The organism is Nocardia sp. NBC_01009, from assembly GCF_045208035.1.
Taxonomy (GTDB): Bacteria; Actinomycetota; Actinomycetes; order Mycobacteriales; family Mycobacteriaceae; genus Nocardia.
Genome location: NZ_CP108695.1, coordinates 6,390,747 through 6,417,271, shown reverse-complemented (window position 1 = coordinate 6,417,271; position 26,525 = coordinate 6,390,747). Strand labels below are relative to the sequence as shown.

Annotated in this window: 25 protein-coding genes; 8 read left to right on the top strand and 17 right to left on the bottom strand. The window is 67.0% G+C overall.

Going from position 1 to position 26,525, the window contains the following annotated elements; all coding sequences use genetic code 11:
• Nucleotides 1-131: 131 nt before the first annotated feature.
• Genes OHA42_RS28695 through meaB form a run of 3 tightly spaced genes read left to right on the top strand, consistent with a single transcriptional unit; the run spans nucleotide 132 to nucleotide 5,265 of the window.
• Nucleotides 132-1,988: a methylmalonyl-CoA mutase family protein gene (locus OHA42_RS28695; protein ID WP_406230909.1), complete on the top strand. Its 1,857-nt coding sequence runs from the start codon at nucleotides 132-134 to the stop codon at nucleotides 1,986-1,988.
• Nucleotides 1,988-4,267 carry a methylmalonyl-CoA mutase gene (gene scpA, locus OHA42_RS28690; RefSeq protein WP_406230908.1) on the top strand — a complete coding sequence of 760 codons (2,280 nt, stop codon included), beginning with the start codon at nucleotides 1,988-1,990 and terminating at the stop codon, nucleotides 4,265-4,267. The genes OHA42_RS28695 and scpA overlap by 1 nt, the downstream gene beginning before the upstream one ends.
• Entirely contained in the window at nucleotides 4,264-5,265 is a 1,002-nt protein-coding gene (gene meaB / locus OHA42_RS28685; RefSeq protein WP_406230907.1) for a methylmalonyl Co-A mutase-associated GTPase MeaB, read from the top strand. Before scpA ends, meaB begins: the two co-directional genes overlap by 4 nt.
• Before the next feature lie 148 nt (nucleotides 5,266-5,413).
• Here meaB and OHA42_RS28680 read toward each other — a convergent pair whose 3' ends face one another.
• Both OHA42_RS28680 and OHA42_RS28675 read right to left on the bottom strand, forming a co-directional pair.
• Entirely contained in the window at nucleotides 5,414-6,358 is a 945-nt protein-coding gene (locus tag OHA42_RS28680) for an FAD-dependent oxidoreductase (RefSeq protein WP_406230906.1), read from the bottom strand.
• Nucleotides 6,359-6,422: 64 nt separating this feature from the next.
• Entirely contained in the window at nucleotides 6,423-7,028 is a 606-nt protein-coding gene (locus OHA42_RS28675; RefSeq protein ID WP_406230905.1) for a helix-turn-helix domain-containing protein, read from the bottom strand.
• A 79-nt stretch (nucleotides 7,029-7,107) separates the two neighbouring features.
• On the opposite strand from OHA42_RS28675, the gene OHA42_RS28670 reads away from it, so the two are divergent.
• Complete coding sequence (locus OHA42_RS28670) at nucleotides 7,108-8,136, top strand: NAD(P)/FAD-dependent oxidoreductase (protein WP_406230904.1); 1,029 nt, start codon at nucleotides 7,108-7,110, stop codon at nucleotides 8,134-8,136.
• 50 nt (nucleotides 8,137-8,186) lie between these two features.
• On the opposite strand, the gene OHA42_RS28665 is transcribed toward OHA42_RS28670, so the two are convergent.
• The 3 genes from OHA42_RS28665 to OHA42_RS28655 form a co-directional block, all read right to left on the bottom strand.
• Nucleotides 8,187-8,846 (bottom strand): respiratory nitrate reductase subunit gamma, encoded by a 660-nt coding sequence (locus tag OHA42_RS28665; RefSeq protein ID WP_406239660.1) that lies wholly within the window; start codon nucleotides 8,844-8,846, stop codon nucleotides 8,187-8,189.
• A 323-nt stretch (nucleotides 8,847-9,169) separates the two neighbouring features.
• Nucleotides 9,170-9,772 (bottom strand): phosphoribosylanthranilate isomerase, encoded by a 603-nt coding sequence (locus tag OHA42_RS28660; protein WP_406230903.1) that lies wholly within the window; start codon nucleotides 9,770-9,772, stop codon nucleotides 9,170-9,172.
• 274 nt (nucleotides 9,773-10,046) lie between these two features.
• Entirely contained in the window at nucleotides 10,047-10,541 is a 495-nt protein-coding gene (locus OHA42_RS28655; protein WP_406230902.1) for a MarR family winged helix-turn-helix transcriptional regulator, read from the bottom strand.
• Nucleotides 10,542-10,662: 121 nt separating this feature from the next.
• Here OHA42_RS28655 and OHA42_RS28650 point away from each other — a divergent pair, with 121 nt between their 5' ends.
• Nucleotides 10,663-11,304 (top strand): NAD(P)-dependent oxidoreductase, encoded by a 642-nt coding sequence (locus OHA42_RS28650; RefSeq protein ID WP_406230901.1) that lies wholly within the window; start codon nucleotides 10,663-10,665, stop codon nucleotides 11,302-11,304.
• 12 nt (nucleotides 11,305-11,316) lie between these two features.
• On the opposite strand, the gene OHA42_RS28645 is transcribed toward OHA42_RS28650, so the two are convergent.
• From OHA42_RS28645 to OHA42_RS28635, 3 genes are all read right to left on the bottom strand, one after another.
• Nucleotides 11,317-12,207, bottom strand: coding sequence for an amidohydrolase family protein (locus tag OHA42_RS28645; RefSeq protein WP_406230900.1), 891 nt, complete (start codon nucleotides 12,205-12,207; stop codon nucleotides 11,317-11,319).
• Nucleotides 12,207-13,241 (bottom strand): nucleoside hydrolase, encoded by a 1,035-nt coding sequence (locus OHA42_RS28640; RefSeq protein WP_406239659.1) that lies wholly within the window; start codon nucleotides 13,239-13,241, stop codon nucleotides 12,207-12,209. The genes OHA42_RS28645 and OHA42_RS28640 overlap by 1 nt, the downstream gene beginning before the upstream one ends.
• 61 nt (nucleotides 13,242-13,302) lie before the next feature.
• A complete protein-coding gene (locus OHA42_RS28635) occupies nucleotides 13,303-14,511 on the bottom strand; it encodes an FAD-dependent monooxygenase (protein ID WP_406230899.1) in 1,209 nt (402 codons plus the stop codon).
• A gap of 104 nt (nucleotides 14,512-14,615) precedes the next feature.
• Here OHA42_RS28635 and OHA42_RS28630 point away from each other — a divergent pair, with 104 nt between their 5' ends.
• On the top strand, nucleotides 14,616-15,194 hold the full coding sequence (locus OHA42_RS28630; protein ID WP_406230898.1) for a TetR/AcrR family transcriptional regulator: 579 nt from the start codon (nucleotides 14,616-14,618) through the stop codon (nucleotides 15,192-15,194).
• 4 nt (nucleotides 15,195-15,198) lie between these two features.
• Here OHA42_RS28630 and OHA42_RS28625 read toward each other — a convergent pair whose 3' ends face one another.
• Together OHA42_RS28625 and OHA42_RS28620 are read right to left on the bottom strand one after the other, a co-directional pair.
• Nucleotides 15,199-16,797, bottom strand: coding sequence for an MFS transporter (locus OHA42_RS28625; RefSeq protein WP_406239657.1), 1,599 nt, complete (start codon nucleotides 16,795-16,797; stop codon nucleotides 15,199-15,201).
• Between the two features lie 109 nt (nucleotides 16,798-16,906).
• Nucleotides 16,907-18,253, bottom strand: coding sequence for a CoA transferase (locus tag OHA42_RS28620; protein ID WP_406230897.1), 1,347 nt, complete (start codon nucleotides 18,251-18,253; stop codon nucleotides 16,907-16,909).
• Between the two features lie 388 nt (nucleotides 18,254-18,641).
• Here OHA42_RS28620 and OHA42_RS28615 point away from each other — a divergent pair, with 388 nt between their 5' ends.
• Entirely contained in the window at nucleotides 18,642-19,922 is a 1,281-nt protein-coding gene (locus tag OHA42_RS28615) for an ATP-binding protein (protein ID WP_406239655.1), read from the top strand.
• An 18-nt stretch (nucleotides 19,923-19,940) separates the two neighbouring features.
• On the opposite strand, the gene OHA42_RS28610 is transcribed toward OHA42_RS28615, so the two are convergent.
• Nucleotides 19,941-20,759, bottom strand: coding sequence for an RNA polymerase sigma factor SigF (locus OHA42_RS28610; protein ID WP_406230896.1), 819 nt, complete (start codon nucleotides 20,757-20,759; stop codon nucleotides 19,941-19,943).
• Nucleotides 20,749-21,180, bottom strand: coding sequence for an ATP-binding protein (locus tag OHA42_RS28605; RefSeq protein ID WP_406230895.1), 432 nt, complete (start codon nucleotides 21,178-21,180; stop codon nucleotides 20,749-20,751). The genes OHA42_RS28610 and OHA42_RS28605 overlap by 11 nt, the downstream gene beginning before the upstream one ends.
• A 154-nt stretch (nucleotides 21,181-21,334) precedes the next feature.
• Here OHA42_RS28605 and OHA42_RS28600 point away from each other — a divergent pair, with 154 nt between their 5' ends.
• A complete protein-coding gene (locus tag OHA42_RS28600; RefSeq protein ID WP_406230894.1) occupies nucleotides 21,335-22,108 on the top strand; it encodes a thioesterase II family protein in 774 nt (257 codons plus the stop codon).
• A gap of 50 nt (nucleotides 22,109-22,158) precedes the next feature.
• Here OHA42_RS28600 and OHA42_RS28595 read toward each other — a convergent pair whose 3' ends face one another.
• From OHA42_RS28595 to OHA42_RS28575, 5 genes are all read right to left on the bottom strand, one after another.
• Complete coding sequence (locus tag OHA42_RS28595) at nucleotides 22,159-22,542, bottom strand: DUF2784 domain-containing protein (RefSeq protein WP_406230893.1); 384 nt, start codon at nucleotides 22,540-22,542, stop codon at nucleotides 22,159-22,161.
• Nucleotides 22,543-22,627: 85 nt separating this feature from the next.
• Nucleotides 22,628-23,407: an O-methyltransferase gene (locus OHA42_RS28590; RefSeq protein WP_406230892.1), complete on the bottom strand. Its 780-nt coding sequence runs from the start codon at nucleotides 23,405-23,407 to the stop codon at nucleotides 22,628-22,630.
• Nucleotides 23,408-23,477: 70 nt separating this feature from the next.
• Nucleotides 23,478-24,935 carry an SDR family NAD(P)-dependent oxidoreductase gene (locus tag OHA42_RS28585; RefSeq protein ID WP_406230891.1) on the bottom strand — a complete coding sequence of 486 codons (1,458 nt, stop codon included), beginning with the start codon at nucleotides 24,933-24,935 and terminating at the stop codon, nucleotides 23,478-23,480.
• Between the two features lie 206 nt (nucleotides 24,936-25,141).
• On the bottom strand, nucleotides 25,142-25,321 hold the full coding sequence (locus tag OHA42_RS28580; RefSeq protein WP_406230890.1) for a hypothetical protein: 180 nt from the start codon (nucleotides 25,319-25,321) through the stop codon (nucleotides 25,142-25,144).
• Between the two features lie 159 nt (nucleotides 25,322-25,480).
• Complete coding sequence (locus OHA42_RS28575) at nucleotides 25,481-26,410, bottom strand: alpha/beta fold hydrolase (protein ID WP_406230889.1); 930 nt, start codon at nucleotides 26,408-26,410, stop codon at nucleotides 25,481-25,483.
• Nucleotides 26,411-26,525: the final 115 nt, after the last annotated feature.

Below are 26,525 nucleotides of genomic sequence, written 5' to 3'. Positions count from 1 at the left end.
CCTCCCGCTAGCATCAAAGGAAACGGGACGAATGCTCGTTAACCTAAGTGCTCGCTGAGCTGGGCGAATACGACGGTATCGGGCGCACACAATGGGTGCGCCCGTAATCGAGTGGAAGAGGAAAAGCAGCTATGGCGATTGCTTCAGATCCGACGGCGGATCCGGTGCCCGAATACGCCGCATGGCGCAAGGGCGTGGCCGGGGTGCTGGCGAAGGCCCGCAAGATCGACCCCGCCGATCTTCCCGACGAGCCCGAGCGGCTGCTCGCGGAAACCACCTACGACGGGCTGACGGTCAACCCGCTCTACACCCGCCGTGACGAGCGGCCGGAACAGCCGCTGCCCGGCGCCTTCCCGTTCGTGCGTGGCCGGGATGCGACCCGTGACGTGAACCGTGGCTGGTACGTGAGCGCCTACGTAGGCGCACACGATGCCGCGGCGGCGAACCGCGAGATCATGTTCGGTCTGGCGAATGGCATCAGCGCGGTGTGGCTCGGCGTCGCTGAGCGCGGCGTGCCGGTGGCCGAACTGCCCGCGGCCCTGTCGGGGATGCTGTTCGAGCTGGCTCCGCTGACGTTGGACGCCGGTGGTGCGGCTACCGCCGCTGCCACACAGATCTTCACTGTTCTCGATGGCTACGAGCTGTCCGCGCGCGCGGACATCCAGGTCGGACTCGGGGCGGCCCCGCTCACCAGCCGCTTCGCGTCGACCGCCGATGTCGACCTGGCCGAGGCGCTCGGCCTGGCCGAGCAGGCAATCGCTCGGGCCGAGACCGTCCGCGCAATCACCGTGGACGGCACCGTCTTCCACGATGCGGGCGCCTCGGACGCTCAGGAACTCGGCGCCGCGGTGGCAGCCGGTGTGGAGTATCTACGTGCCCTCACCGAGACGCAGGACATCGCGGATGCGCTGGGTCAGATCGAGTTCCGCTTCGCCGCGACCGACGACCAGTTCGCCACCATTGCGAAACTTCGTGCGGCCCGCCAGCTCTGGGCCCGTGTCGCGCACGTCTGCGGCGCGCCCGCGTTCGGTGGTGCGCCCCAGCATGCCGTGACCTCTGCGGCGATGATGACCCAGCGCGACCCGTGGGTGAATATGCTGCGCACCACGCTCGCCGCGTTCGGTGCGGGTGTCGGTGGTGCGGACACCGTGACGGTGCTGCCGTTCGATTCGGCCCTGCCCGCCGGCGAGCTCGGCGTCTCCAAGCCGTTCGCCGACCGCATGGCTCGCAACACGCAGCTGTTGTTGCTCGAGGAATCACGCATTGGTCACGTGCAGGATCCGGGCGCCGGTTCCTGGTACGTCGAAGATCTCACCGCCGCGCTCGCCGCGAAGGCGTGGGAGTTCATGCAGGAGCTCGAGGCCGCGGGCGGCTACCTGGCCGCGTTGGACTCCGGTCTGCTCGCCGAGCGGATTGCCGCGACAAGGGCGGCACGGGATTCCGATGTCGCGCACCGCAAGACCGCTGTCACCGGGGTGAACGAGTTCCCGAACCTGGCCGAACAGCCGCTGTCGGAGGCCGCGCGTCAGGAATCGCGGATCGCCCGCTACGGAGCCAGGTTCGAGGCGCTGCGCAATCGCTCGGACGCTTACCTGGCGGCCGAGGGCTCCCGACCGCGTGCGCTGCTCGTGCCGCTCGGCTCGGTGGCCGAGCACAATGTGCGGGTCACCTTCATCGCCAACCTGCTGGCCTCCGGCGGCATCGAGTCGATCAATCCCGGTCCGCTTGCGGCAGACGGAATCGGCGCGGCAGCAACGGAATCCGGTGCCACGATTGCGGTGCTGTGTGGTTCGGACAAGCGCTACGGCACTGATGCGGGCGCGGCGGTCGGGGCATTGCGTGCCGCCGGCGTCGACACGGTGTTGCTGGCAGGCTCGCCGCAGGCAGTCGCGGAGCTGAGCGGCGCGCAGCGCCCGGACGGTTACCTCGCGGCCCGTATCGACGCGGTCGCTGCCCTATCCGGCCTGCTGGAGAAAGTAGGAGCCTGATGACCACTCGCGAAATCAAGCACGTGATCGGCAGTTTCGCCGATGTGCCGCTGGCCGAGCATCCCGCGGAACCCGCCGCGGTGGACGCCGCACAGGTCGATGCCTTCGTTCAGGGGGCGGCCGAGGCGAACAACTACGCCACCGAGCAGCTGGTGTGGTCGACGCCGGAAGGCATCGAGGTGCCACCGGTGTTCACCAAAGCCGATCGGGATGCCGTTGCAGCGGAGGGGTATCCGCTCGACAGCGTGCCCGGTATCGCACCGTTCCTGCGCGGCCCGTACCCGACGATGTACGTCAACCAGCCGTGGACTATTCGTCAGTATGCAGGCTTCTCCACCGCCGCCGACTCGAATGCCTTCTACCGCCGCAACCTGCAGGCCGGGCAGAAGGGGTTGTCGGTCGCCTTCGACCTGGCGACCCACCGTGGCTACGACTCCGACCATCCGCGCGTCCAGGGTGACGTCGGAATGGCGGGCGTCGCCATCGATTCCATCCTCGACATGCGTCAGCTGTTCGATCACATTCCGCTCGACCAGGTCAGCGTCTCCATGACCATGAACGGTGCGGTGTTGCCGATCCTCGCGCTGTATGTCGTGGCGGCGGAAGAACAGGGCGTGACACCGGAACAGCTGGCCGGAACCATTCAGAACGACATTCTGAAGGAGTTCATGGTCCGCAATACCTACATCTATCCACCCAAGCCCTCGATGCGGATCATCTCCGACATCTTCGCCTATACGAGCGCGAAGATGCCGAAGTTCAACTCGATCTCCATCTCCGGCTACCACATTCAGGAAGCGGGCGCGACCGCCGACCTGGAGTTGGCCTACACCCTCGCCGACGGTGTCGAATACATCCGCGCCGGAATCGCGGCGGGCATGGAGGTCGACAAGTTCGCGCCGCGGCTGTCGTTCTTCTGGGCCATCGGCATGAACTTCTTCATGGAGGTCGCCAAGCTGCGGGCCGGACGTCTGCTGTGGAGCGAGCTGGTCGCGAAGTTCGAGCCGAAGAGCGCGAAATCGCTGTCGCTGCGCACCCATTCGCAGACCTCGGGCTGGTCGCTCACCGCGCAGGACGCCTACAACAATGTGGCGCGTACCTGCATCGAGGCGATGGCCGCGACCCAGGGGCACACCCAGTCGCTGCACACCAATGCCCTCGACGAGGCGCTCGCGCTGCCGACGGACTTCTCCGCCCGCATCGCACGCAACACCCAGCTGCTGATTCAGCAAGAGTCCAACACGACCCGGCCGATCGACCCGTGGGGCGGCTCGTACTACGTCGAGTGGCTCACCCATCAGCTGGCCAACCGGGCCCGCGCCCATATCGCCGAGGTGGAAGCACACGGCGGCATGGCGCAGGCCATCGGCGAGGGCATCCCGAAGCTGCGCATCGAGGAAGCCGCTGCCCGCACCCAGGCGCGTATCGACACCGGCCAGCAGCCGGTGATCGGCGTCAACAAGTACCAGGTCGAAGAGGACCAGCAGGTCGAGGTGCTCAAGGTCGAGAACTCGCGGGTGCGCGCCGAGCAGATCGAGAAGCTGCAACGGCTACGCGCCGAACGCGATTCGGCGGAGGTCCGCCGGGCGCTGGCCGAATTGACCCGTGCGGCAGCCTCCTCCGCGGGCGGCATGGAGAACAACCTGCTCGCGCTGGCCATCGACGCGGCGCGCGCCAAGGCCACCGTCGGCGAAATCTCCGACGCACTGGAGCAGGTGTACGGCCGCCACCAGGCCGAGATCCGTACGCTCTCCGGTGTGTACCGCGACGAGGCCGGGAAGGTGACCAACATCAGCAAGGCGATCGATCTGGTCGAGGAGTTCGCCGAGGCGGAAGGCCGTCGCCCCCGCATCCTGGTCGCGAAGATGGGCCAGGACGGGCACGACCGAGGTCAGAAGGTGATCGCAACAGCCTTCGCCGACCTCGGCTTCGACGTCGATGTGGGTCCGCTGTTCCAGACTCCGGAAGAGGTGGCGCAGCAGGCGGCCGACAACGACGTGCATGTGGTCGGTGTGTCCTCGCTCGCGGCAGGCCACCTCACGCTGGTGCCCGCCCTGCGGCAGGCACTGGCCGATGTCGGGCGGCCCGACATCATGGTCATCGTCGGCGGCGTCATCCCGCCCGGCGACTTCGATGAGCTGTACGAGGCAGGCGCGGCGGCCATCTTCCCGCCGGGCACCGTCATCGCCGACGCGGCGATCGGTCTGTTGAAGAAGCTCGCAGCCGAGCTCGGACACGAGATCGGTAGCGGCGCTGTGGACTCCACCAGCGCCGAATGAGCAGACGCGTCATCGACGTCGACGCACTCGCCGAGGCGGTCCGCAATAACGAGCGGGCCGCCGTGGCGCGGGCGATCACGTTGGTCGAATCGACACGGGCCGATCACCGGGCCCTGGCGCAGCAACTGCTGCTGCAGCTGACTCCCGAGGCCGGCTCCGAGAACGTCGTGGTCTCGAATCGTGTCGGTATCACCGGTGTTCCGGGTGTCGGCAAGTCGACCTTCATCGACGCGCTCGGCATGGATCTGATCGGCAAGGGGCACCGCGTCGCGGTACTGGCGGTCGACCCGTCCTCCACCCGGACCGGCGGCTCCATCCTCGGCGACAAGACCCGCATGGCACGACTGTCGTTGGAGCGCAATGCCTATATCCGCCCGTCACCGACGGCGGGCACCCTCGGTGGCGTCGCCAAGGCGACGCGCGAAACCATCGTCCTGCTCGAAGCCGCAGGATACGACGTGATCCTGGTCGAGACCGTTGGCGTCGGCCAGTCCGAGGTGACGGTCGCCAATATGGTCGACGTCTTCTGCTTCCTGACCCTGGCCAGGACCGGAGATCAGTTGCAGGGCATCAAGAAAGGTGTCCTCGAACTCGCCGACCTGGTCGCGGTGAACAAAGCCGACGGCAAGCACGAACTCGAAGCCAAGGCCGCCGCCCGTGAACTGGCGGGCGCGCTGCGCCTCATCCACCCGCACGACGCGCTATGGCGCCCACCGGTTCTCACCATGAGCGGTCTGGAAGGCCACGGCCTGGACAAGTTCTGGGATACTGTCCTCGAACACCGCCGAGTTCTCACCGACGCAGGGGAATTCGACGAGAAGCGCCGCCGCCAGCAGATCGACTGGACCTGGACCATGGTTCATGACCAGTTGTTGCGCCGCCTCGCGGACAACCCGAACGTGAAAGCCATTCGGGCCCAAGTGGAGAAACAGGTCCGCGACGGCACTCTTACCGCAGCACTGGCCGCCGAAGAGATACTCGACGCCTTCGACAGCTGAGGGTCGACGGGGGGCACGTGCTCGGTCGCGGCCTAGGTTACTGCCAGGCGATCGGACAGCCGTACGACGAGGTGCGGTTCTCGATGGCGCTCGTGGCCGGGTGGGGTCGCCGGGGGTGCTCACGGTATTCCTCGTCGAGGATGTGTGGTCAGAGGCCGTCGACGATCGCCGCGACCTCGCGTGCGCAGCCGTAACCGATGGTGATGCCGGATCCGCCGTGACCGTAATTGTGGATCACGGGTGTTGGGGTGGAGCGGTCCAGCTCGAGTCGAACCTCGCCGCGGCCCGGCCGCAAGCCGACAAGCGTTTCGATCACCCGACTGTCGGCCAGTTGCGGGGCGAGATCGCGGCACCTATCCAGGATCGACTGTGTCAGTGCGGGATTCGGCGTCAGGTCCCACTCGTCTGCATCGAGGGAGCCGCCGAGGATACAGTCGTTTTCGCGCGGGTGGACGTACGCACGACCGAGCGGATGCGCTTCGTCGCGGACCGATACGGTCAGCCCGGGGTTGGTCACTCGAACGATTTGCCCGCGAATCGGATAGATGGTCGGATCGTCGACCAGTTCTCCTGCACGCAATCCGGCACAGTTGACCACGACGTCCGGTGCCAGGTCGGTGACATCATCGAGTCGGCGCACCAAGCGCCGGATCCACCGCGCTCCTGCCGCGCCGACTTCGTCGTGAAGATGCGGCAGAAACACGGGCATCTCGACGAGCGGAACGGCGAATCCGAACCCGAACCCATAGCCGGGCGGGAGCTCGTCGTTGTCGGCGGCGCGGAAGGCGCGCACGGTGCCCGACCAGATGGGCGTCGGGGGTTCGCTCCGATACAGCGCCAGCGATTCGCACATGCGCACCCCGGGCGTATCGGCGGCGGCGCGGGCTTCCAGATGAGCGAATGTCTGCATGCTCCACGCGCCGACACGGTCGGCCGGACCCGCCGCAGTCGGAAACCATACGGCCGCAGCAAGAAACGACGTCGTGGCGCTGATCGGTTCCGCGCTCACGACGGTGACCTCGTGCTCGGCGCGGAGCAACTCGGCCGCTGTCGAGAGACCCGAGATCCCCGAACCGATGACGACGACATGCATCTGGCCGAGCCTACCGCTCGAGGCGGGTGCGGCACTGCCGTCGGTGCGAGGTGCGTGCCATTCGTCAGTCGGGCTGTTCGGCTCGGCGGGTTGTCTTCGGGCCGGCCCGAAGGTGTGCGCGTTCACCCTGCTTGCCGAACAGACTGAGGAACTCGACAGGTTCGGCGTCGGCGGCGCCGAACCAGTGCGGTACGCGGGTGTCGAGTTCGGCCGCTTCGCCGGGCGTGAGTACCAGATCGTGTTCACCGAGGATTGCCCGCAGCCGTCCGTTGAGGGCGTAGAGCCATTCGTAACCCTCGTGGGTCTGCGGGTCGGGCTCGATGCGGTGCCTGCCGCCGGGGATCACCAGCTTGTAGGCCTGGATGCCGCCTGCCCGGCGGGTCAGCGGCAGCATGGTCATGCCGTGGCGGGTGACCGGACGCAGGTGGATGCGGGGGTCGCCGGTGGGTGGCGCGTCGACGAGTTCGTCGAGCGTGACGCCGTGCGCTCTGGCCAAGGGCAGCAGGAGTTCGAGGGTCGGTCGCCTGCTGCCGGATTCCAGTCGGGACAGGGTGCTCACCGAGATGCCGGTCGCTGTCGACAGGTCGGCCAGGGTGATGTCGCGTTGCCGGCGTAATGCGCGTAACCGGGGGCCGACTGCGTCGAGTGTGTGATCGAGGTCGCCGTCCATGTCCTCCAGTTTGCCATATTGGCAAACAATCTTGCCGAAATCGTGTGTTGTCTCCCATGGTGGAACCGAGGAGGTGGTCATGGTGACCGATCGGCTGAGTGATGGCTATGACGTGGTGATTGTCGGCGGTGGCGCTGCGGGGTTGAGCGCAGCGCTCATGCTGGCCCGAGCACGGCGGACGGTGGTGGTCATCGATGCGGGCACCCCGCGCAACGCGCCGGCCGCGGGCGTGCACGGGCTGCTGGCGCGGGAGGGGATTGTGCCGGGCGAATTGTTGGAGCGCGGTCGGGTCGAGGTCCGCGGCTACGGCGGACATGTCGTCGCCGGGGAGGTCGGCGCGGTCGGCCGCGAGGCCGAGGGGTTCCTGGTGACGCTGGCCGACGGCAGGTCGGTGCGGGCGCGTCGGCTGCTGGTGACCACTGGGCTGCTCGACGAGCTTCCTGACCTACCCGGCCTGCGCGAGCGGTGGGGCCGGGATGTGGTGCACTGCCCGTACTGCCACGGCTGGGAGGTCCGCGACCAGGCCATCGGTGTGCTTGCCTGCGGTCCGATGGCGGTGCATCAGGCCTTGCTGTTTCGTCAATGGAGCGCCGAGGTCACATTCTTCTCGCACACCATGCCGCCGCCGACCGGCTCGGATGCCGAGCAACTTGCGGCCCGCGGCATCAAGGTGGTGCAGGGCGAGGTCGCCGCCCTGGAAGTGGTCGAGGACCGTCTCGCGGGAGTGCGACTGAGCGACGGCACCGTGGTCCGTCGAACCGCGCTGGCAATCCAATCGCGGATGGTTGCCCGGGTGGCCATGCTCGCCTCGCTCGGACTGCATCCGTCGCAGCATCCGTCGGGAATGGGTGAATTTCTGCCCGCCGACCCCACCGGCCGCACCGAAACGCCCGGAGTGTGGGTAGCAGGCAACGTCACCGACTTGACCGCCCAGGTGGGTGCCGCGGCGGCGGCAGGCGCGGCCACCGCGGCCCAGATCAACGCCGACCTGGTCGCCGAGGACACCAGGCAAGCCGTTGCCGCATATCGGGCCCGGCAGGACCCGTTCTCGCCCGAATCCGAAGCACAACTCGGTGAACTGGTGATGGGCGACAGACGTCACGGCTGAGCATGGTTCTGCTGCGGTGGAATGGCATCCGCCCCGGCCGATGCGGGTGCTCAATGGTCCGGTGCTGTTCGTGTCCCGAAAGGTCGCCGGAACTGGTGCCTGCTGCGCAGGGACAACCGGATGACCGGGCCCGCGAAGATCCCGGCGAGGCGGGTGTAGGGCCACATCGCGATGAGCAGCAACAGGATAAGGCCGCGAGCCTGATAGATCAGCGGGGCGTGTTGCATGGCCTCGGGGTTCGGATGAAGTGTGAACAGCGAGCGGAACCAGGCGAACAGCGATTCGGCGGTCCGGTATCCGTTGTCGGAGGAGTTCGGGTCGAATCTGATCATCACGCCGGACAATAGGCCCGCGACCAAGACCGGCACTGTCATGCGGTCCACCCAGGTGGTCGCGGGCCGAGCGGGGCTGGCGATCAGATCGGGAACGAACAGCAACACCGCGCCCGTCGCCGCCAGCACGCCCGCAATCATTTCGACGACGAGGATGGCGACATAGATGGTGCCCTCGGGGCGGCTGTGTGCTCCGGCGGAGATCATGTCGGTAATGCGTGCCGCAACCACGATGCCGAAACCGAGCGGAAACACGATCGATCCGAGGCGTTGTGCGCGGTCCATGTCCTGGTGCGCGAGGTAGGAGCGGAATCGGTCGCGTCGGTGTCGCCATAGGTGGCCTACGGCGAAAGAGAGAAAGGCGCTGTAAGGCAACATGATCCACAGCAGCGACATCACCGTCGAGTTCGCCCACTTCCGCTATCGTGCTGACGGGCCATCACTTTCGCAGACAGGTAGACGGCGAACAAGAGGCCAGAGACTCTTTTCGGCAGTCACATCGGCGAGTCGCGCACCTGACCGTAGCCGAATGCCATGTGGCGGTTGGCTGTTGGGCGCGTGATATCGAAGTCGTCGGCGTCCGCGCCGTGCAGAGCGGTGTCTCTGCCGGTGGCCCGATAAGGCATGACCAAGTAGATCGGTGAAGTAGACGTGCACCCTCGCCAGCAGTGCAGCCCACTGCTGGGCAGGCCTGAGCCTGGCTATCCGCGCGCCGCTGCGAGGAAGGCGCGGATCAGGTCCGGGGACTTCACGCCCCGCTCGCTTTCCACCCCGCTCGACACGTCGACACCCCACGCTCCGGTCGCTTCGGCGGCATGACGGACGTTGCCGGGGTGCAAGCCGCCTGCCAGGAGCCACCGGCCGGTCGGCACCGTGAACTCCGGTGAGGCCCAGTTCCACGGCCGACCCGAGCCCGGATCCGGTGCGTCGAGGAGCAGGAGGTCTTCGCCGAGCTCGCCGCATCGGACGGGCACCTGAGTGGCGGCGCTGGCGCGGATGAGGGTGCGGCCGGGCGCGCGCAGCGCCGCGTAGTACTCCGGGCCCTCGTCGCCGTGCAGTTGGACGGCGCGGATTCGGCTGTCTCGGGTCGCCTGCACGACCTCGTCGACGGACTGGTCGCGGAAGACCCCAACGGTCAGCACGTGCGCGGGCACGCGCTGCGCGAGTCGGCGGGCGGTCGCTGTGTCGACCTGACGTGGACTCGCCGCGAAAACGAAGCCGATCGCGTCGGCCCCGGCCGCCACCGCGGTGTCCACATCCTGTTCGGTGCGCAGGCCGCAGATCTTGACGAAAAGATCGCTCATGTCTCTGAGTGAACCAAACCCCGCTCTGCACGCAGCTGGGCGGTCAGCGCGGTGGCGAGTTCGCGCGCCGCCGCGGCGCGTGCGCATCAGAACCAATGGCACGACGGCATCGCGTACCTGATGCCTAAGGATGAGCCGTTGCTCGACTCACCAGGCTGCCGCGCATGAACAGCGCGATGGTCCGCGCCTTCGGCACCAACCTGCTGACGATTCGGATCGACTTGGCCGACTGAGCAATCCGGCCGCCACCGTGAACCCGGTGGCGCGTGCCGAATCAGGTGGTATCGCCGAAGGTTTCGAGCAGTGTGCGCAGCGTTTCGGCGAGCGCATCGCGTTGGGCGTCGGACAGCGGCGTCAGTAGTCGTTGTTCGGTCGCCACGTGGTCGGGGAGCGCGGCGTCGATGACTTCGCGCCCGGCCTCGGTGAGTGTCACCAGGATGCCGCGGCCGTCGTGCTCGTTGCGGGCGCGGCTCACCAGGCCGCGCTCCTCCAGGCGGTCCAGGCGTTGGGTGATCGCGCCGGAGGTCACCATGGCGGAGCGCATGAGCTCGGTGGGGGTCAGGCAGTGTGGGGGATCGTTGCGGCGCAGCGTGGCGAGCACATCGAACGATGCGGCGTCGAGTCCGTGTGTGGCAAAGGTTTTGCGCAGTTCGGCGCCGGCCAATTGGGAAAGCCTGCTGAGCCGTCCGAAGACTGCCATCGGGGAGACGTCCAGGTCAGGGCGTTGTGCTTGCCACTGCATGAGCACCTGTTCGACATGATCGGCCACCTCTGCAGCCTAGCGAATATCTCAGCGGTGAGTTATCTCATAGAGATTTTGCTTATCGCTAAGCTATGTTTCTTAGGGCTAAGAAATCGCGGCGGGCAATGGCCCGGAGGAGGCAGACATCATGCGCATCACAGTGTTCGGCGCGGCGGGTGACGTGGGTAGCCGGGTGGTGGCCGAGGCGCTCGCGCGAGGTCATGAGGTCGTCGCAGTGGTTCGTGACCCTGCGCGCGCGGCAGCGGTGCCTTCCGGAGCGGAGCTCCGCACCGGCGATGCCTCGAATCCGGCCGACGTCGAGATGCTCGGTGCCGCAGCGGATGTGATGATCACCGCGACGCGACCGGCGTCGGGTCGTGAACACGAACTGCCCGCGCTCACCACGGTGCTGTTGGCCGGTTCGGCGCGGACCGGCGTTCGATTGCTGGTCGTCGGAGGCGCATCCACCCTGACCGTGCCGGGCACCGACGGTGCGATGCTGCACGAGATCCCCGATTTCCCGGCCGATCTGCAGCCGATCGCGCAGGCGTGCGCCGATCAGCTGGCGATCTGCCGCGCCGACGCCGACGCGGACTGGACCTACGTGAGCCCGCCCGCCGAACTGGTGCCGGGGCAGCGAACCGGCGCCTACCGGCTCGGCGCCGACGAACTGCTCGCAGGCGCGGAGGGGATCTCGACGATCTCCATGGAGGATTTCGCGGTCGCGCTCCTCGATGAGGCCGAGCGTCCGGCGCACTCCAGGACCAGGTTCACCGTCGCATCTGTCTGACGACTTCGACGGTCATTCGATCCCGAAAAGCCGGCCGGCGTTTCGATAGCAGACCTGCTGCAGCCAGGTGTCGCCGAGTTCGAGCCGCTCCAGCGCATAGATCGAATGACCGTAAGGGTAGGGAATATTCGGGAAGTCGCTGCCGAAGAGGATGCGGTCACCGAAGTCGTGCAGCCTGCCGCGTTCGGTGGTGGGGAAGGGTGAATCGGCCTCGCTGAAGTCGGTCCACACCATGGTGGTGTCGAGGCGGATTCCGTCGTAATCCTGTGCCAGATCAAGGAATTCGGAATACTCCGGTGTGCCCATGTGGGCGATGATCAGCTGCAGCCGCGGGAAACGTTGCAGCAGTGCGGCTATGGGTTCGGGTCCGGTGTATTCCCCGGGCGCGGGCCCGGAACCGCAATGGATCAGGACCGGGATCTGTGCGTCCTCGATCAGCCCCCAAACCGGATTGAGCAAAGGATCGGCGGGATGGAAGTCGCCGACCTGGATGTGCACCTTGAATACCCGGACGCCGCGCTCGATGGCCGCCTCGACGTAGCTCGCGGCGTGGTGTTCGGGGTAGAAGGTCGCGGTGTGCAAGCAGTCCGGGGTCCGATCGGCGAAGTCGGCGGTCCATTCATTGAGCCACGCCGCCATATCCGGTTTGTGTGGGTACACCAGCGAGGTAAAGGCGCGAACACCGAAGCCGCGCAACGTTTTGAGTCGGACCTGCTCGTCGTCGCGGTAGGCGATCGGCCATGGTTTGCCGGTCAACGGACCCGCGGAATCGAAGTATGCCCACACCTTGCGCATCACCTGCTCCGGCATGAAATGTGTGTGCACGTCGATGATTCCGGGCAGATCCAGCCGGGTGCAGAAATCGGCGAGATAGGAATTGTCGTCGTTGCTGTCGCCGATCATCACGCATCCTCGGGTGTCATTGGCGGGTAAACGGCTCGGGCGTAATCGCCGATCCTGGTGATCATTCGGTCGAAGAACGCCGCGGGATCGGTGCCGATCACGATGTCGGCGTTGGGTTCCCGGCCCCACATCCCGGCCCAATCGGCCACCGTGGTTGCGCGGGTGAGCGTTCCGATCAGTTCGACATCGACCGTTGCCGGACGGGTGGCGGCGAGCGCGGGGTCGAGGGCGATCGCCGCCGCGAACGGGTCGTGCATATGTGCCAGGTACCCCTGGTCGTAGGTGCGGTGGAAGTCGAAGTAGAACCGCACCGCGTCGGTCAGGTGGCGCACGATGGGGTTGCTCGTGCCAGAGCGAGCCTCGGGCGAATCGGTGTCCGACACCTGCTCGACCGGCAGGCTGCCTGCGCGTTCGGCCAGCAGCGCAAGGTGGACGGGATGCATCTCGATGGTCTCGGTGACATCGAGCGCGCACACGATCGGTCGGCGGTCGGGCGGCGCGGCCGAGAAGGCATCGAAGACCTCTTTGGCCGCCTCCGGGTCGACGTGCACGTTCCATTCGTTGGTCGGCGTCGTGTTGCCGGGGTGGTTGAACGCGCCGCCCATGATGACCAGTCGCTGCAGCAGCCGGGGCAACTCGGGCTCGACGCGAAGGGCGAGCGCGAGATTGGTCAGCGGTCCGGTGCACAGGCCGACGATCTGCCCGGGGCGCTCGCGTACCAGCTCGACCCACATCTGGGCGGCCGAGCGGCGCGAAAGCGAACGTGCGGATTCCGGCAGTTCCGCGTAGCCGACGCCCTGCGGCCCGTGTGTGTCCTCGGTGGTGCGCAGTGGGATGGCCAGCGGCTCGGTAGCGCCGAGCGCGACTTCGATGTCGGGCGCTCGGCACACATCCAGCCACGCGAGATTGTTCGCCGCCACGCGTGCTGCCGGAACATTGCCCGCGGTCGCGGCGATGCCGACGATATCGGCCTCCGGGGAGGCCAGCAGATAGAGCAGCGCGAGGGAGTCATCGATCCCGGTATCGACGTCCATGATGATCTGCTGCCGCACACTGCGAGCGTAGCGAGCGTCGTGGGGCCGCCCGGCTGGAGGCTCAGTACATCGGCAGCGCGTAGTCGTCGGTGTCGGTCATCATCTTCATGACCAGCGGCTTGCACAAGCGTGAGGTCATCAGTTTCATGCTGGCGCGGGCCATCTTGGTGCCGAGACGCGAGTTGGGCAGCATCATCTTGATGCCACCGCCGGGCAGTGCCTTGGCTTTGGCGAGAAACGGCGTGACGACGGTCTCGTAGCGGGCCAGCGCGCCGGCGAGATCGTCCGGGGTTGCGGCGATTTCGCCGGCCAGCACGTAGGCGCCGACGATGGCCATAGCGGTGCCCATGCCGGTCATCGGGGAGCCGCAGAAACCCGCGTCGCCGAGCAGGGTGACCCGCCCTGCCGTCAGCGACGGCATGTTGACGCGCGCCAACTCGTCGAAGTAGAAGTCCGGCGTCGTCGCCATCGCGGACAGTACCGCCGGTGTCTCCCAGCCCGCCTCGGCGAGCATGGTCCGGATGAGCTCGTGCTGTGCGGTGACATCGCGACGCAGCGCTGGGTCGGCCGCGGTCCGCAGCGTGATGATCGCCTTCGAGGTGGCGGGGTCGGCGTCCGGGCGGATCCCGACCGCCGCGCGGGGGACCGAGTGCATCGTGAACCAGCCCGGCTCGGTGCCGGCGGGCGTTGGGATGGTGAAGAAGGACGTGTAGCCGCCGAGGTAGGTCGTGAACTGTTCTTCCGGACCGAACGCCAGCCGCCGTGTTGCCGAGTGCACGCCGTCCGCACCGATGAGGAGATCGAAGCGTTCGGTGGCACCCGACGCGAAGCTCACCTCGACACCGGTGTCGTTCTGTTCGAGTTCCTCGATCCAGTCACCGTAGCGGTAGTCGAGTTCGGCTCCCGCCGTGGCGAGTTCGGTGAGCAGCACCTGGTTCAGGTCGCCGCGGGTGATCTCGATTTCCGCGATCGGGCCTCTGCCATCGAACATTTCGGCGGGCATCCGCGCGAACTCTCTGCCGTTCTCGTCGACATAGGCCATGCCGCGCTCGTCGAGCTGGTATTTGCGGATGCCCGGCATCAATCCCATCCGTTCGGCCACCTCGCGGCTCGGCCCGCGGAGGTCGACGGCCTGGCCGCCGGGCCTGGGCTCGGGTGCCCGCTCCACCACGGTGGTGCGGATGCCTGCGCGCAGCAATTGCAGTGCCACGGCGTTGCCTGCGATTCCGCCGCCGCTGACGAGGACGTGAAGTGTGCGGGTGGTGCTCATGATCCCAGTTCCCCTCTGAAGGACATTCGTATCAGACGAATGTCTAACACAATTATGGCACATGCGTCTAGTACGCATGTCTTAGACGTTGTATGGTGGAAAGCATGGGAAACCGAGAAGATCTACTGGCAGGAGCACGTAAGGCCATCTTGGAACGCGGGGTCGCGAAGACCACCGCACGAGATATCGCCACGGCGGCGGGGGTGAGCCTGGCTGCGATCGGCTACCACTTCGGCTCCAAGGAGCGGCTGATCACCGAGGCGCTGGCGGAGGCGCTCGGCAGCGGCATCGGCGACAGCATGGAGGCGCTGATCCGCGACACCACCGGCAAACCGCTGCTGGAGGCGTTTGCTCAGATGTGGGACGGCATGCCGGAGGTGTTGGAGAACAATCGCGAGGGGATGCTGGCAAGCCTGGAGAACCTGCTGCGCGTCGCGCGCACACCGGAGTCACAGGAATTCATGACCGACAGCCTCACCGGCGCCTACGCCGACATCGCGCATGCGCTCCAGCAGGCACATCCCGAACTGGATCAGGACGTCGCGCGGGCGATAGCCGAGCTGTATTTCGTGCTCACCCAGGGGCTCGGTGTGCTGTGGATGATCACCCGTGGCAAGAATCTGCCGGACGGCGCTCGGCTCACCGAAGCGATCGCGGTGCTCGCGCAGGATCTGCGAACCTGACTGGTCAGTCCTGCTCGGGTGTGCCGGCGGGAATGTGGCGCAGCCGAACCACCGCGATCACCGAAATTGCCAGTGCGGCAAGGGCAGCGATGCCCGCGGTGACATGCACGCCGTGCAGGAATGCTTCGCGCGCTGCCAGCAGGACCGAATCGCCGATGTGCTCCGGCAAGCTGGCGGCGACCTCGGTGGCGGCGCCGAGGGTGTCGCGCACCGAGCGCCCGGCCTCAGGGGACAATCCCGCGGGCAGTGACTCGGCGAGGTCGCCGCGGTAGAGCGCGATGCTGATGCTGCCGAGGATCGAAATGCCCAGCGCGCCACCGAGTTCGGCGCCCGTCTCCGAAACGCCGGAGGCAGCGCCAGCCTGTTCCTGGGGTGCCGAACCGACGATGAGCTCGGTGGTGATGCCGAATACCGGGGCGAGGCCGAGGGAAATGATTACCGAGGCGACCACTGCCAGCGCGAGGCCGCCGGACACCGACAGGTGCAGCATCAGCAGTAGTCCGATACTGGAAGCCGCCATCCCCGTACCGATGAGATAGCCGGGGCGCACCACTCGGACGATGCGTGGAGCCAGCGGCGAGCCGACGATGAAGCCGAGGCCCGAGGGGGCCATCACCACGCCGGTCGCCAGCGGTGAAAGACCGAGGACCAGTTGGAAGTACTGCGCGACGAACAGGAAGTAGCCGAAGGCGACGAAGATGCCGATCATATTGATCAGCAAGGCGATCCGGAACGTGCCGAGCCGGAACAGCCGCAGATCGAGCATTGGATCGCGGCGGGTGAGCTGTCGGCGCACGAAGAGCGCGCCGACGCTGCCGCCGCCGAACAACGCCAGCAGCGCGACGGGGCCGATGCCGTCCTGCGCAATCTTCTTCATGCCGAAGACCAAGGCGATCATGGTGGCCACGCACAGTGCCGCGCTGACCGGATCGAGCTTGCCCGCGTTCGGGTCGCGGAACTCCGGCAACACCTTCGGGCCGAGCACCAAAAGCAGCGCCATCACCGGCACAGCGAGCAGAAATACCGAGCCCCACCAGAAGTTCTCCAACAGCGCGCCGCCGAACAATGACCCGACCGCGCCGCCGGCCGAGAACGCACCGACCCACACGCCGACGGCCACCGAGCGCTGCCCGGCGTCGCGAAACATGGTGAAGATCAACGACAGCGTCGACGGCGCGAGGGTAGCCCCCGCGATGCCGAGCAGCGCACGGCAGCCGATCAGAATCTCCGCGGTCGGGGCGAACGCCGCGACGATCGAGACCACCGCGAAGGCGGCCGCACCGACCATCAGCAACCTGCGCCGGCCGATCCGATCGCCGAAGGTCCCCATGGTGATGAGCAGGCCCGCCACCATGAAGCCGTAGACATCGATGATCCACAGCAGCTGTGCGCTGGTCGGATGGAGATCCGCGCTGATCATCGGCACGGCGAGGTGCAGAACCGTCAGATCCATCGCGTAGACCAGGCATGCGAGCGCCAGCACCGCGAGCCCGATCCACTCCCGCCGCCCGGCCAGCGGCTCGGAGGCCGGGCTCGGTAATGGGCCGATAGTGGTGGCCACGGTGCTCGTTCCTTCCGGCGCGGTGTCATCCACGAGGTACATGTCCATACAGACGATGCAGAGACCACCATCTCATCGCCCACCGACCGGAAATCGCAAACGAATTTCCCGCTACCGCCCGCTCATGCGGACAACGGATCGCCGGGCTCGGTCAGCGCGTGCGCACGGGCCACGCGGCCGCCCCCGCACCGTAGGCGGGAGCAGGCCAGGCGTAATCGGGATATTCGGGCAGCGCGGGCGCGGCGGTGACCACATTTCCGTGCATCACGGTCGCGGCGGGGTTGGGCGCGGCGGCTGGTGGATGGCTCGGCGTGCGGTCCGGTGCGTCGAGCAGCCAGGAACCGGTGCGCGCGAGGGCAACTCGGACTTCGCGGCCGATACCGTCGGAGGCTCGTGCGACGAGCGCGTCGATGACGCCGGCGGCGAGCAGATAGCCGGAGGCGTGGTTGAGGGCCTGCGCAGGCAGTGCGCCGGGGACTGCCGCAGCGCCCTCGATGATCGAAATGCCCACGGCGGCTTGCACAATGCTGTCGAAACCGCGGCGGTTGCCCCAAGGGCCGAATTCACCCCACGCACTGACCCGGCCGTGCACCAGTCCGGGGCGCGCGGCCGCACGGAGTCCCGCCTGTTCGAGCGCGCCGGGCCGGTATCCAGTGATCACCACGTCGGCGGAGGCCAGCAGGTCATCGAGCACAGCGAGCTTGCCGCGCACGTCGAGCAGGGTGGAGTGTTTGCCCTGGCAGGTGTCGGCGAACTGCCACGGGATCTCGGGCAGCTGCGGCGGATCGACACGCAGCACCTCGGCGCCGAGCAGCGCCAGCGTGCGGGTCGCCACCGGTCCGGCGATCACGCGGGTCAGATCGAGCACACGGACGCCGCGTAGTGGCTGCAAAGGCGTTGCGCCGATGGGCAATCCGGACTCGCCACGGTCGTCGCGCAAGTCGATCGCGACCAATGGTCCGGCCGCGGCGGCCTGTCCTTGCGGGCTCTCGGCCCATTCCTGTTCTGTGCGGACCCGCACGGCGATCGCGCCCACCTCGGCGGCCCGCTCCTCGATATCGGAGGCGCGGCTCATCGCCATCTGCGCGACAGCCAGATCGATCGGGACGTCGGCGGGCAGACCGAGTGCGGCGAGCAGCCCGACGTGGTGGTGCGAGTAGTTGGCGTGGGTGCGGACCCAGCCGTCGAAAGTGGGGAAGAAGCCGGACAGCTCCGCGAACATCGTCGGCGGCTGTCCATCGATGCGCAACAAGCGTTCGCTGGAGAATGCAGCGGTGATGCGGTCCGGGTCCAGCCGATACGCCACCGGGTGCAGGCCGTGCGCGACCCTGATGCGGTTCGCCGCGGTGTTCAGCGCCGCGACCGATCCGGCGGCCAGCGCCCAGACCGGCAGGGTGGCGGCGAGATATCTGCCAGGAACAAAGGGCGGCGCAATGCTGGAGCCGGGGACACCGATGCCGGATTCGTAGTCGTGCAGCAGCCGTTCGTGCGCGTTCACCGGATCGAACACTCTAGCTGCAGCGGCTTTGCGACTCACGAGTGCCCATACTGTCACAGCACACGGTTGTGGTCTCGTTGGCCCCCAACGACTTCGCGTGCCTGGATGACGATCTCAGAGGCGCTGCCGTGATCACCTCGTGGATCAAGAATTCGGTACACGACTGTCCGGAATCTGCCCACGAAACGCAGCAGCTTTGTGGCGGGATCGGCGATGGCGTGCCACACGCACGCCCGCTACACCGCAACGAGGACACCTGTTGGGGGTGGCATCCAACTGCCACTGCCGTCCGACCGCAACGCAGCCGCGGAGGGGGTCCTTGTCGGGGTGTCGTCGATGGGTGTTGACTGGAACCAAGTGGGGCACCCGGACCCGAGTCGAGGTGTGCATGCCGGTGTGGCGACTGCGCGACTTTCGCGATGACGACCTGGATCAGGCGATCCAGATCTGGGATCAGAGTCGAAATCCCGGGTCTGCCGAACCCGTCTTCGCCGTTGCCGAGGTGATGGCGGCGGCGCGGAAGGGGCTGTCGGCGGTGGTTGCCGAGGTCGGTGCCGAGATGGTCGGGATGGCGGTTGCCGAGGTACAGGGCGAGCGTGCCTGGGTGCTGTTGGTTGCGCTGGGGTCGCGCTGGAGGGAACGCGGGATCGGCAGCGCTTTGCTCGCCGAACTCGAGCGGCGACTGCGGACCGCCGGTGTCCGGCGGATCTGCGCCCTGCTCCCCGCGGGGGCGACGGGCGCTGTCGCCTTCGAAAACTCCGGATACCTGCGCCGCGACGGTTTGGTCTACTACGAGATGCGCGAGCGCCTCGGCCCTGAGCAGAGCAGCCTGCTGACCGAGTTGGGTGGGCGACTGCTGCCCCCGGGGCTGTGGCAGTCGATGGCAGGCATGGACCGGGAGAAGGATGTCATTGAACGCCGGATCGTGCTGCCGCTTGCGAATAGGGACATCGCCGAACGTCATGGTGTGCAGACGCCAAAGAGCGTGATTTTGTTCGGGCCACCCGGCACCGGCAAGACGAGTTTCGCGAAAGCAGTGGCCTCGCGCCTGGGCTGGCCGTTCGTCGAGCTGTTCCCCTCGAGGTTGGCCGCGGCTGCGCCGGGCGGCTTGGCGGCCTCACTGCGAGAAACGTTCGACGACATCGCGGAACTCGACGAACTTTTGCTCTTCATCGACGAAGTCGAGGAGATCGCCGTTGCCCGCTCGGGTGCGGCGACCAGCGCCGCGCACGGTGTCACCAATGAGCTGCTCAAGTTGATTCCAGCCTTCCGGGAGAAGGACAGTCGCCTGCTGGTGTGCGCGACGAACTCCGTGCGTTCGTTGGACTCGGCCCTCCTGCGGCCGGGTCGTTTCGACTACGTGATCCCGATCGGTCCGCCGGATGTGCCTGCCCGCAATGCAATTTGGCGTCGATATCTCGGGCCTGCCAGCGATCGCATCGATCTCGACCGATTAGTCAGCGCGAGTGCACTTTTCACTCCCGCCGATATCGAGTTCGCGGCACGCAAGAGCGCCCAGACTGCGTTCGAACGCGAGATGCTCAGTGGTAGCGGTGAAACCGCGAGCACCGCGGACTACCTTGCGGCCATCGCCGACACTCGTCCGACACTGACGCCGGACATCCTCACCGCGTTCGAGCAGGACAACGAGAACTATACCCGGCTCTGAGGGCTGCGCGGTGCTCGGTCAGTCACGTAATGCCTGCTCGCGCAACGTGTTGAGGGTTTTGGACAGGATGCGGGAGACGTTCATCTGGGAGCAGCCCAGCTGTTCGGCGATCTGGGCCTGGGACATGGACTTGAAGAAACGCATGATCAATACCTGACGCTGCTGCTCGGGCAGCGCGGCGATGAGCGGTTCGACCGCCAAATAGTCCTCGACGGTGCGATAGCTCGGCTCGTCGGCGCCGTAGGTGTCCAGTACCGAGGTCGTAGTGCTGTCATCGCCGCCGCTGGGCGAGGGGTCGAGGGGTGCGGTTTGGTAGGCGTTGCGTGCGATGAGCGCCTGGGTGACCTCGGTCAGGTCGGCGCCGATTTCCTCGGCGATCTCCCTTGCCCTCGGTATGCGGCCGAGTCGCTGCGCCAGCTCCTCGGTCGCCGGGCCGATCGCCTGTTGAATTTCCTTGAGCCGCCGTGGAACTCGTAAGGCCCAGGTGTGATCGCGAAAGTGTCGTCGTACTTCGCCCATGATGGTCGGCACGGCGAAGGACAGGAACGACGCACCGAAGGCGGGGTCGAACCTGTCGACGGCCTGAACCAGGCCGACTCTGGCGATCTGTAGCAGGTCGTCGAAATTCTCGCCGCGGCCGCTGAATTTGCGCGCGACGTTCTCGGCGAGCGGCAAGCAACGCTCGATCACCCGCTGGCGCAACACCTCTCGGTGTGAATCGTCCGCGTCGACGGCTGCGAGTTCGGTGAGCAGTGGTTCGATGTTGTCGTAGGGATCTGTGCCTGGGCGAGCTCGCCGTGGTCGCGGCGCCGGTGACGAGACCTGCTCATCGACCATCGGAGCCGCCCCGCACCCAGTGGAAATCGACGACGGTCGGATAGCCGCCGGTGGCGGCGTCGAGCGGGGCCTGTACGGCGTGCACGGTGTCGGTGAGTGTACGCACGATGTGCCATCCGAAACTACCCTGGCCCGGCACAGTATTCGACGCGGCGACGGAGGAGACCCGCACGAGCATCGCGGACTCGCGATAGGTGAACCGGCAATCGATGGTCGTGTCCGCAACGGCGTCGAGAATCAGCTCCGTGGCGATCTCGTCGAGTGCCAGCCGAATGTCGGTGACCTCGTCGAGCCCGAAATCCGCGATAAGAGCGACGGTTTCGGCGAGCGCCCGCAGCATCACCAGTTGATCGAGCAGCGCAGGCACCCGAATCTCGATGGTGGTCGATCCACTGGCCTGCTCTGTCGTCCACTCCGTCATGCCTACCGCCTCGTCGATACGAACAGCTCACCGGAGCGGCAAGAATAACCCGCCACACCCGACCAGGGGCGGCCACATCGGCCCACACCGCGGCGCGAACTTGCTACAAAGGAATCTCCGCTCACGAGCTGTTCCGACCGAGAAGGAGATCGACGTGCGCCGAACCATCGCAGCCACGGACTGGTTGCGAGTGCTGCGGGCCGACGCCGCGGCGCGACACCAACTGGTCTGCATGCCGCCGGGCGGCGGATCCGTTACCGCGTACCGGACGTTGGCCGCGAAGCTCGGCCCCGGTATTGCCGTTGCCGCCGTGCAGTATCCGGGTCGGCAGGATCGGCTCGGCGAACCCCTGATCTCGGATATGGAGACACTGACGGGTCGGATCGCCGAGGAGATCTTGCGTCAAGGGCCGGTCGAGCGATTGGCGCTGTTCGGCCACAGTATGGGAGCGACGGTGGCATTCGAAACGGCCCGCCTGCTCGAGCGCGCAGGCCAGCTGGTGACCACACTGTTCGTCTCCGGTCGTCCCGCGCCGACTTACCTGGAACCGGGGCGTCTGCACCTCGCGTCGGAGGACGAGCTGATCGGTGATCTGGAGCGGTTGGCGACCGACCCGGCATCGGTGCGGATATTGCGCGACGACCCCGGTCTCGCCGAGCTGGTGTTGCCTGCTGTCCGCAGCGACTATCAGGCGGTGGAGACCTACGTCTACTGCGTGGATGGGCCACTCGCCGGGGATATCGCCGCGCTGGTGAGCACCGAGGATCCCACGATGGTCCCGGCGCAGGCCGACGAGTGGCGCGATCACACCGCGGGAAGGTTCGAGCGTGCGGTGTTCGCGGGTGGGCATTTCTACTTGGACGAGAAGGTCGCCGAGGTGGCCGACCTCATCACAGCGAGCTTGGCACGTCACCACCCGGTGGCGTGAAACCCCTTCGGGACGAGTCCATTCCGGGTGTCGGGCCGATGCGATCATGGCTATCCGGAAATTCGTTCGCGGCCGCCCGCCCGCTGCCGCGATAACCATGCGAATCCGGACCACGACACCGCGACACACACCGCAACCAGCACCCGCACCAACCCGAGCGCGCTCTCCGGGTAGATCACTCCGGTCAGGTAGTGGTCGATGAACCCACTCGACGGTAGCCCGGACACACCGGCCCGGTGGCGCGCCCAATTCTCCAGATAGGTCAGCGGACAATCGACTCCGAACAGGACGGTGCCGAATCCCCATCCGAATGCGATCAAGTGCAGCCAGATGGTGCGCGGCCAGCGCCACGCGAGAAATCCGCCGACCACCACGTAGGCCACGAACGCGAAGTGCACGGCGGCGGTAACGTCGGCCAGCAGCCGGTACAGCACGTTTTCAGCGTAGTCGTCCGGCCGGTGCGGTGCAGGCGTTGCGCACAGCTCGCCCGCCGGCACGGCACCTGCCCGGTGACGGCGTTCAGCCCAGATATTCGGACTCGAGCACCAGGTCGGTGAGCAGCGACTGGTATTCGACGTGAGTCTTGTGCTCGATGGTGCGCCAGGAGGTGCCCTCGTGCTCGCGCAGGTAGCGCCGATAACGCGGTGCGCCGGGCACTTTGACGTTATCGGCCACCACGATCGTCCCCGGATGCAGCCAATTCGCCGCGATGATCGTTTTCAGGTCCGGCAGATATGCGGTCTTCCAATGATCGATGAACACGAAATCCAGTGCGCTGACGGCGAATCCATACCCGTCGAGCAGCCGCTGCACCGTTGTGCCGCCGTCGCCGATCTTGCCGACCACCACGCTGACCCGATCCGTCAATCCGGCGTGTTCGATGACAGCGCGGGCGATCTCGGCGTTGGCCGGGCTGGCCTCCACCGACACCAGCCGCGCGTCCGCGGGTATCAGCCGCCCCGCGCGCACCGCGCTGTAGCCGCAGTAGGTGCCCAGTTCGAGCAGCAGTGTCGGGGCGGCCCGCCGGACCGCCACATCCAGAAGCAACCCTTTTTCGTCTCCGATATTCATCAGCATGCTGCGATTGCGGGCGAAATCATCGATGGTGGCGAGCACGCTCTCCGGATCACCCGCCGTGGCGTTGGTGAGCACGTGGTCGCGCAGTGCGGCTTCGCGGCCGTCGCCGACCTGCCCCGTGCGCAGCAGACTCAACCCGCCCAGCACGAAGCGGATGTTCGACCAGCGCAGCAATGGCAACCGGTCGCGCACCAGCGCGCCGAGCCCGCCGTGATTCGCCATGGTGCCCCTTGGGGTTGTCGGATCGGTCTCGATGCGATTCTGCCCGCGTCGGAGGTCACGCGGCGGCGATTCACCAGGGCGACGGTTGGTAGTCCTTGAGAAAGCAGCCGTACAGGTCGGTGCCGTTCTCGCCCTGGACGATCGGATCGTAGACCCGAGCTGCCCCGTCGACCAGGTCGAGCGGGGCGTGGAAACCTTCCTCGGCCAGGCGGACCTTCGTGTAATGCGGGCGCTCGTCGGTGATCCAGCCGGTGTCGACGGCGGTCATCAGGATCGAATCTTCCTCGAGCATTTCCTTGGCGCTGGTGCGGGTGAGCATATTCAGCGCGGCCTTGGCCATATTGGTGTGCGGATGGCCGGGGCCCTTGTACGCGCGGGAGAACTGGCCCTCCATGGCGGAAACGTTGACGACGTACTTGCGTCGCGCTGGCGACGCGGCCATGGCGGGACGTAGCCGGGACACCAGAATGAACGGCGCGACCGAGTTGCACAGCTGCACCTCGAGCAGTTCGGTCGGATCGACCTCGGCGACGGTCTGCACCCAGCTGTTGGTGTGCGCCAGATCCGGCACCAGACCGCCCGCGTCGATCGCAACGCCGCGCGAAATGCGTTCCGGTGTCGCCGATCCCGCGACCAACGCCAGTTCGGCGACGTCCGTGGCGGTCAGACTCGGCGTGAGCGAGGCAGTCAGCGCGGTCGGATGCGCCTGCATCGTTTTGCCGAAGCTCACCATATCCGGCAGCGCGCCCGCGGGCAGCGGACCGGATTCGGCATCGACGAGTGCGCTGTAGGCGCCGGTGGAGCGGCGCACGGTCTGCGCGGCATTGTTGATGAGAATGTCGAGTGGGCCCTGTGCGGCGACATCGTCGGCGAGAGCGACTACTTGGGCGGGGTCACGCAGGTCGATGCCGACGATCCGCAGTCGATGCAGCCAGTCCGCGCTGTCGTCCATGGCGGCGAAGCGGCGGATGGCATCGTTGGGGAAACGTGTGGTGATGGTGGTGTGTGCGCCGTCGCGCAGCAGTCGCAGCGCGATGTACATGCCGATCTTGGCGCGACCGCCGGTCAGCAGCGCACGACGGCCGGTCAGATCGGTCCTCGCGTCTCGCTTGGCATGGCTGCCGGCCGCGCACTCCGGGCAGAGCTGGTGGTAGAAGGCGTCGACGCGGGTGTAGCGCTGCTTGCACATGTAGCAGGGGCGCGGCCGGAGCAGGGTGCCCGCGCTCGCGCCCGCGGCGTTCGAGGTCAGCGGGATGCCCGCGGTCTCGTCATCGATCCGATTGGGTGACCCGGTCGCCGTCGCCGCGACCACCGAGCGATCCGCGGCCGCCACCGCGTCCCTTGCCTCGCTGCGACGGCGGAGCTTGAGCTTCTTGAACATGTGCCCCACGGCGCGCTGCACGGCGATCGAATGGGGATCGTCCTTGTCCAGCTGCCCGGCCTGTTCCAGCACACGCAGGCAAATGGCCAGTTCGGCCGGGTCGATGGCCTGGGTATCGGGCGAGGTCGACGCGGTGTTCTCGGCCATCGGAATGCGGGTTTATCCTTCGTGAACTGGGGCGGTTGACGCATTCATTGTCGCATCGCCGCCGCAGCCCGCCTGGCGCACCCCGGCTGCACCGTCGGTGGGCTACCCGCGCAGCATCTCAGCCGCCGCTATCCGGCCGCACTCGGTCGCGCGCTCGGCGAGCCGAGGCCGCAGGTCCGCCGGAATCTCGGTACGCACCTCGGTGATCACGTCCCAGACGACACTCGGTGTATCCGGGTCGACGCGCCGAGGAAATCGTCGAGACCGTCTATCCCGTCGACGAGCTCGAGCACGCGGGCCCGCCCCACCAGGTCCTGGGCGAGTGCGATCTCGACCAAGGTGTCGATGGTGCCGCTGCGCGCGGCGGTCAGCACCGCCGACAGCACGTGCTCGCGGGTGAGCTCGCAGATGCACGAAGCGAGAACAGGTTTGGCGGTGTCGGGTAGCGCATCGACCAGTGGCAGGGCCTGCGACCAGAGTTCGTGCTCAGCAGCGGCGGTCTCAGCTGCTTCCGTTGTCGGGCCGTGGCAGTGGCCAGCGGCGGCTCATCGGCGATGGATCGTCGCGTCGGAGGCGTGCAGGTCTTCGACGAAGTTGGCGATGGCCTCCGCGACGAGCAGCGGCTCGGTCACCGGTAGCCAGTGGTCGGCGGGAATCGCGCAGCGCCACAGGCGATCCACCCAAGGTGCGCTGCTGTCGTAGAGGAATGGCGGGACGAATACATCGGTGGTGTCGACCACCATCTGGACCGGCACCGCTGTCTGCCGCGGCCTTGGTCGTAGCAGATGGTGCAGCAGGTTGGCCCGCACGATGCGGCTGCCTGCGAGTAGGTCGGCGCGCCAGGTGGCGGCGATCGGCGCGTACGCGCGCGGGACGCCGCCGAGCCGCTCGATGAGCCAGGAGCGGACCCGGGGCGGGTAGGCGATCCGTTGCGCTGCGGCGGGCGCCGACCCGGCGTTGCGCCGCCACCACATCGGGTCCGTGGCCAGTCTGCGCAGGTGGCGCGACGGAGAGGCGATGTCGCGCAACAGCATTCCGACATGGTCGAGATTGGGGCCGGAGATCGCGGTGAACGAGGCGACGCGGGTGTTCGCCCGCGGATCGCACACTGCTTCCCAGGCCTGCACCGCGCCCCAGCCGTGGCCGCAGACATGCACCGGCCCGCCCGGGCTGATCGCGTCGATCACGGCGTAGAAGTCCGCGGCGAGTCGGTCCAGTCGATAGTCCGATGTTGCCGGGGGTTTCGCCGACCGGCCGTGGCCGCGGAGGTCGTAGGTGATCACGCGGAAGCTGTCGGCGAGCAGTGTCGCCACCTCGGCCCAGACGCGATGGGTGTCGGTGATGCCGTGCACGAGGACCAATGGTTCGGCGGCGGGATCGCCCCATTCGAAGACAGCCAGCTCGGTGCCCTCGACAGGCACGGTCGACTGCCGGTCCGGTCGTCGGAGATCGGTGCTGTCGGGCTGTTCGGTCATGTTCGCGCCTCGATCGATGAGCTGTCGCAGATGCTGATGTACCGCCGGTACGTGCTTCGATACTGGCAGTACGAAACATCGGAAATCAATGGGCCATAGCGTGCGTGAATTATGA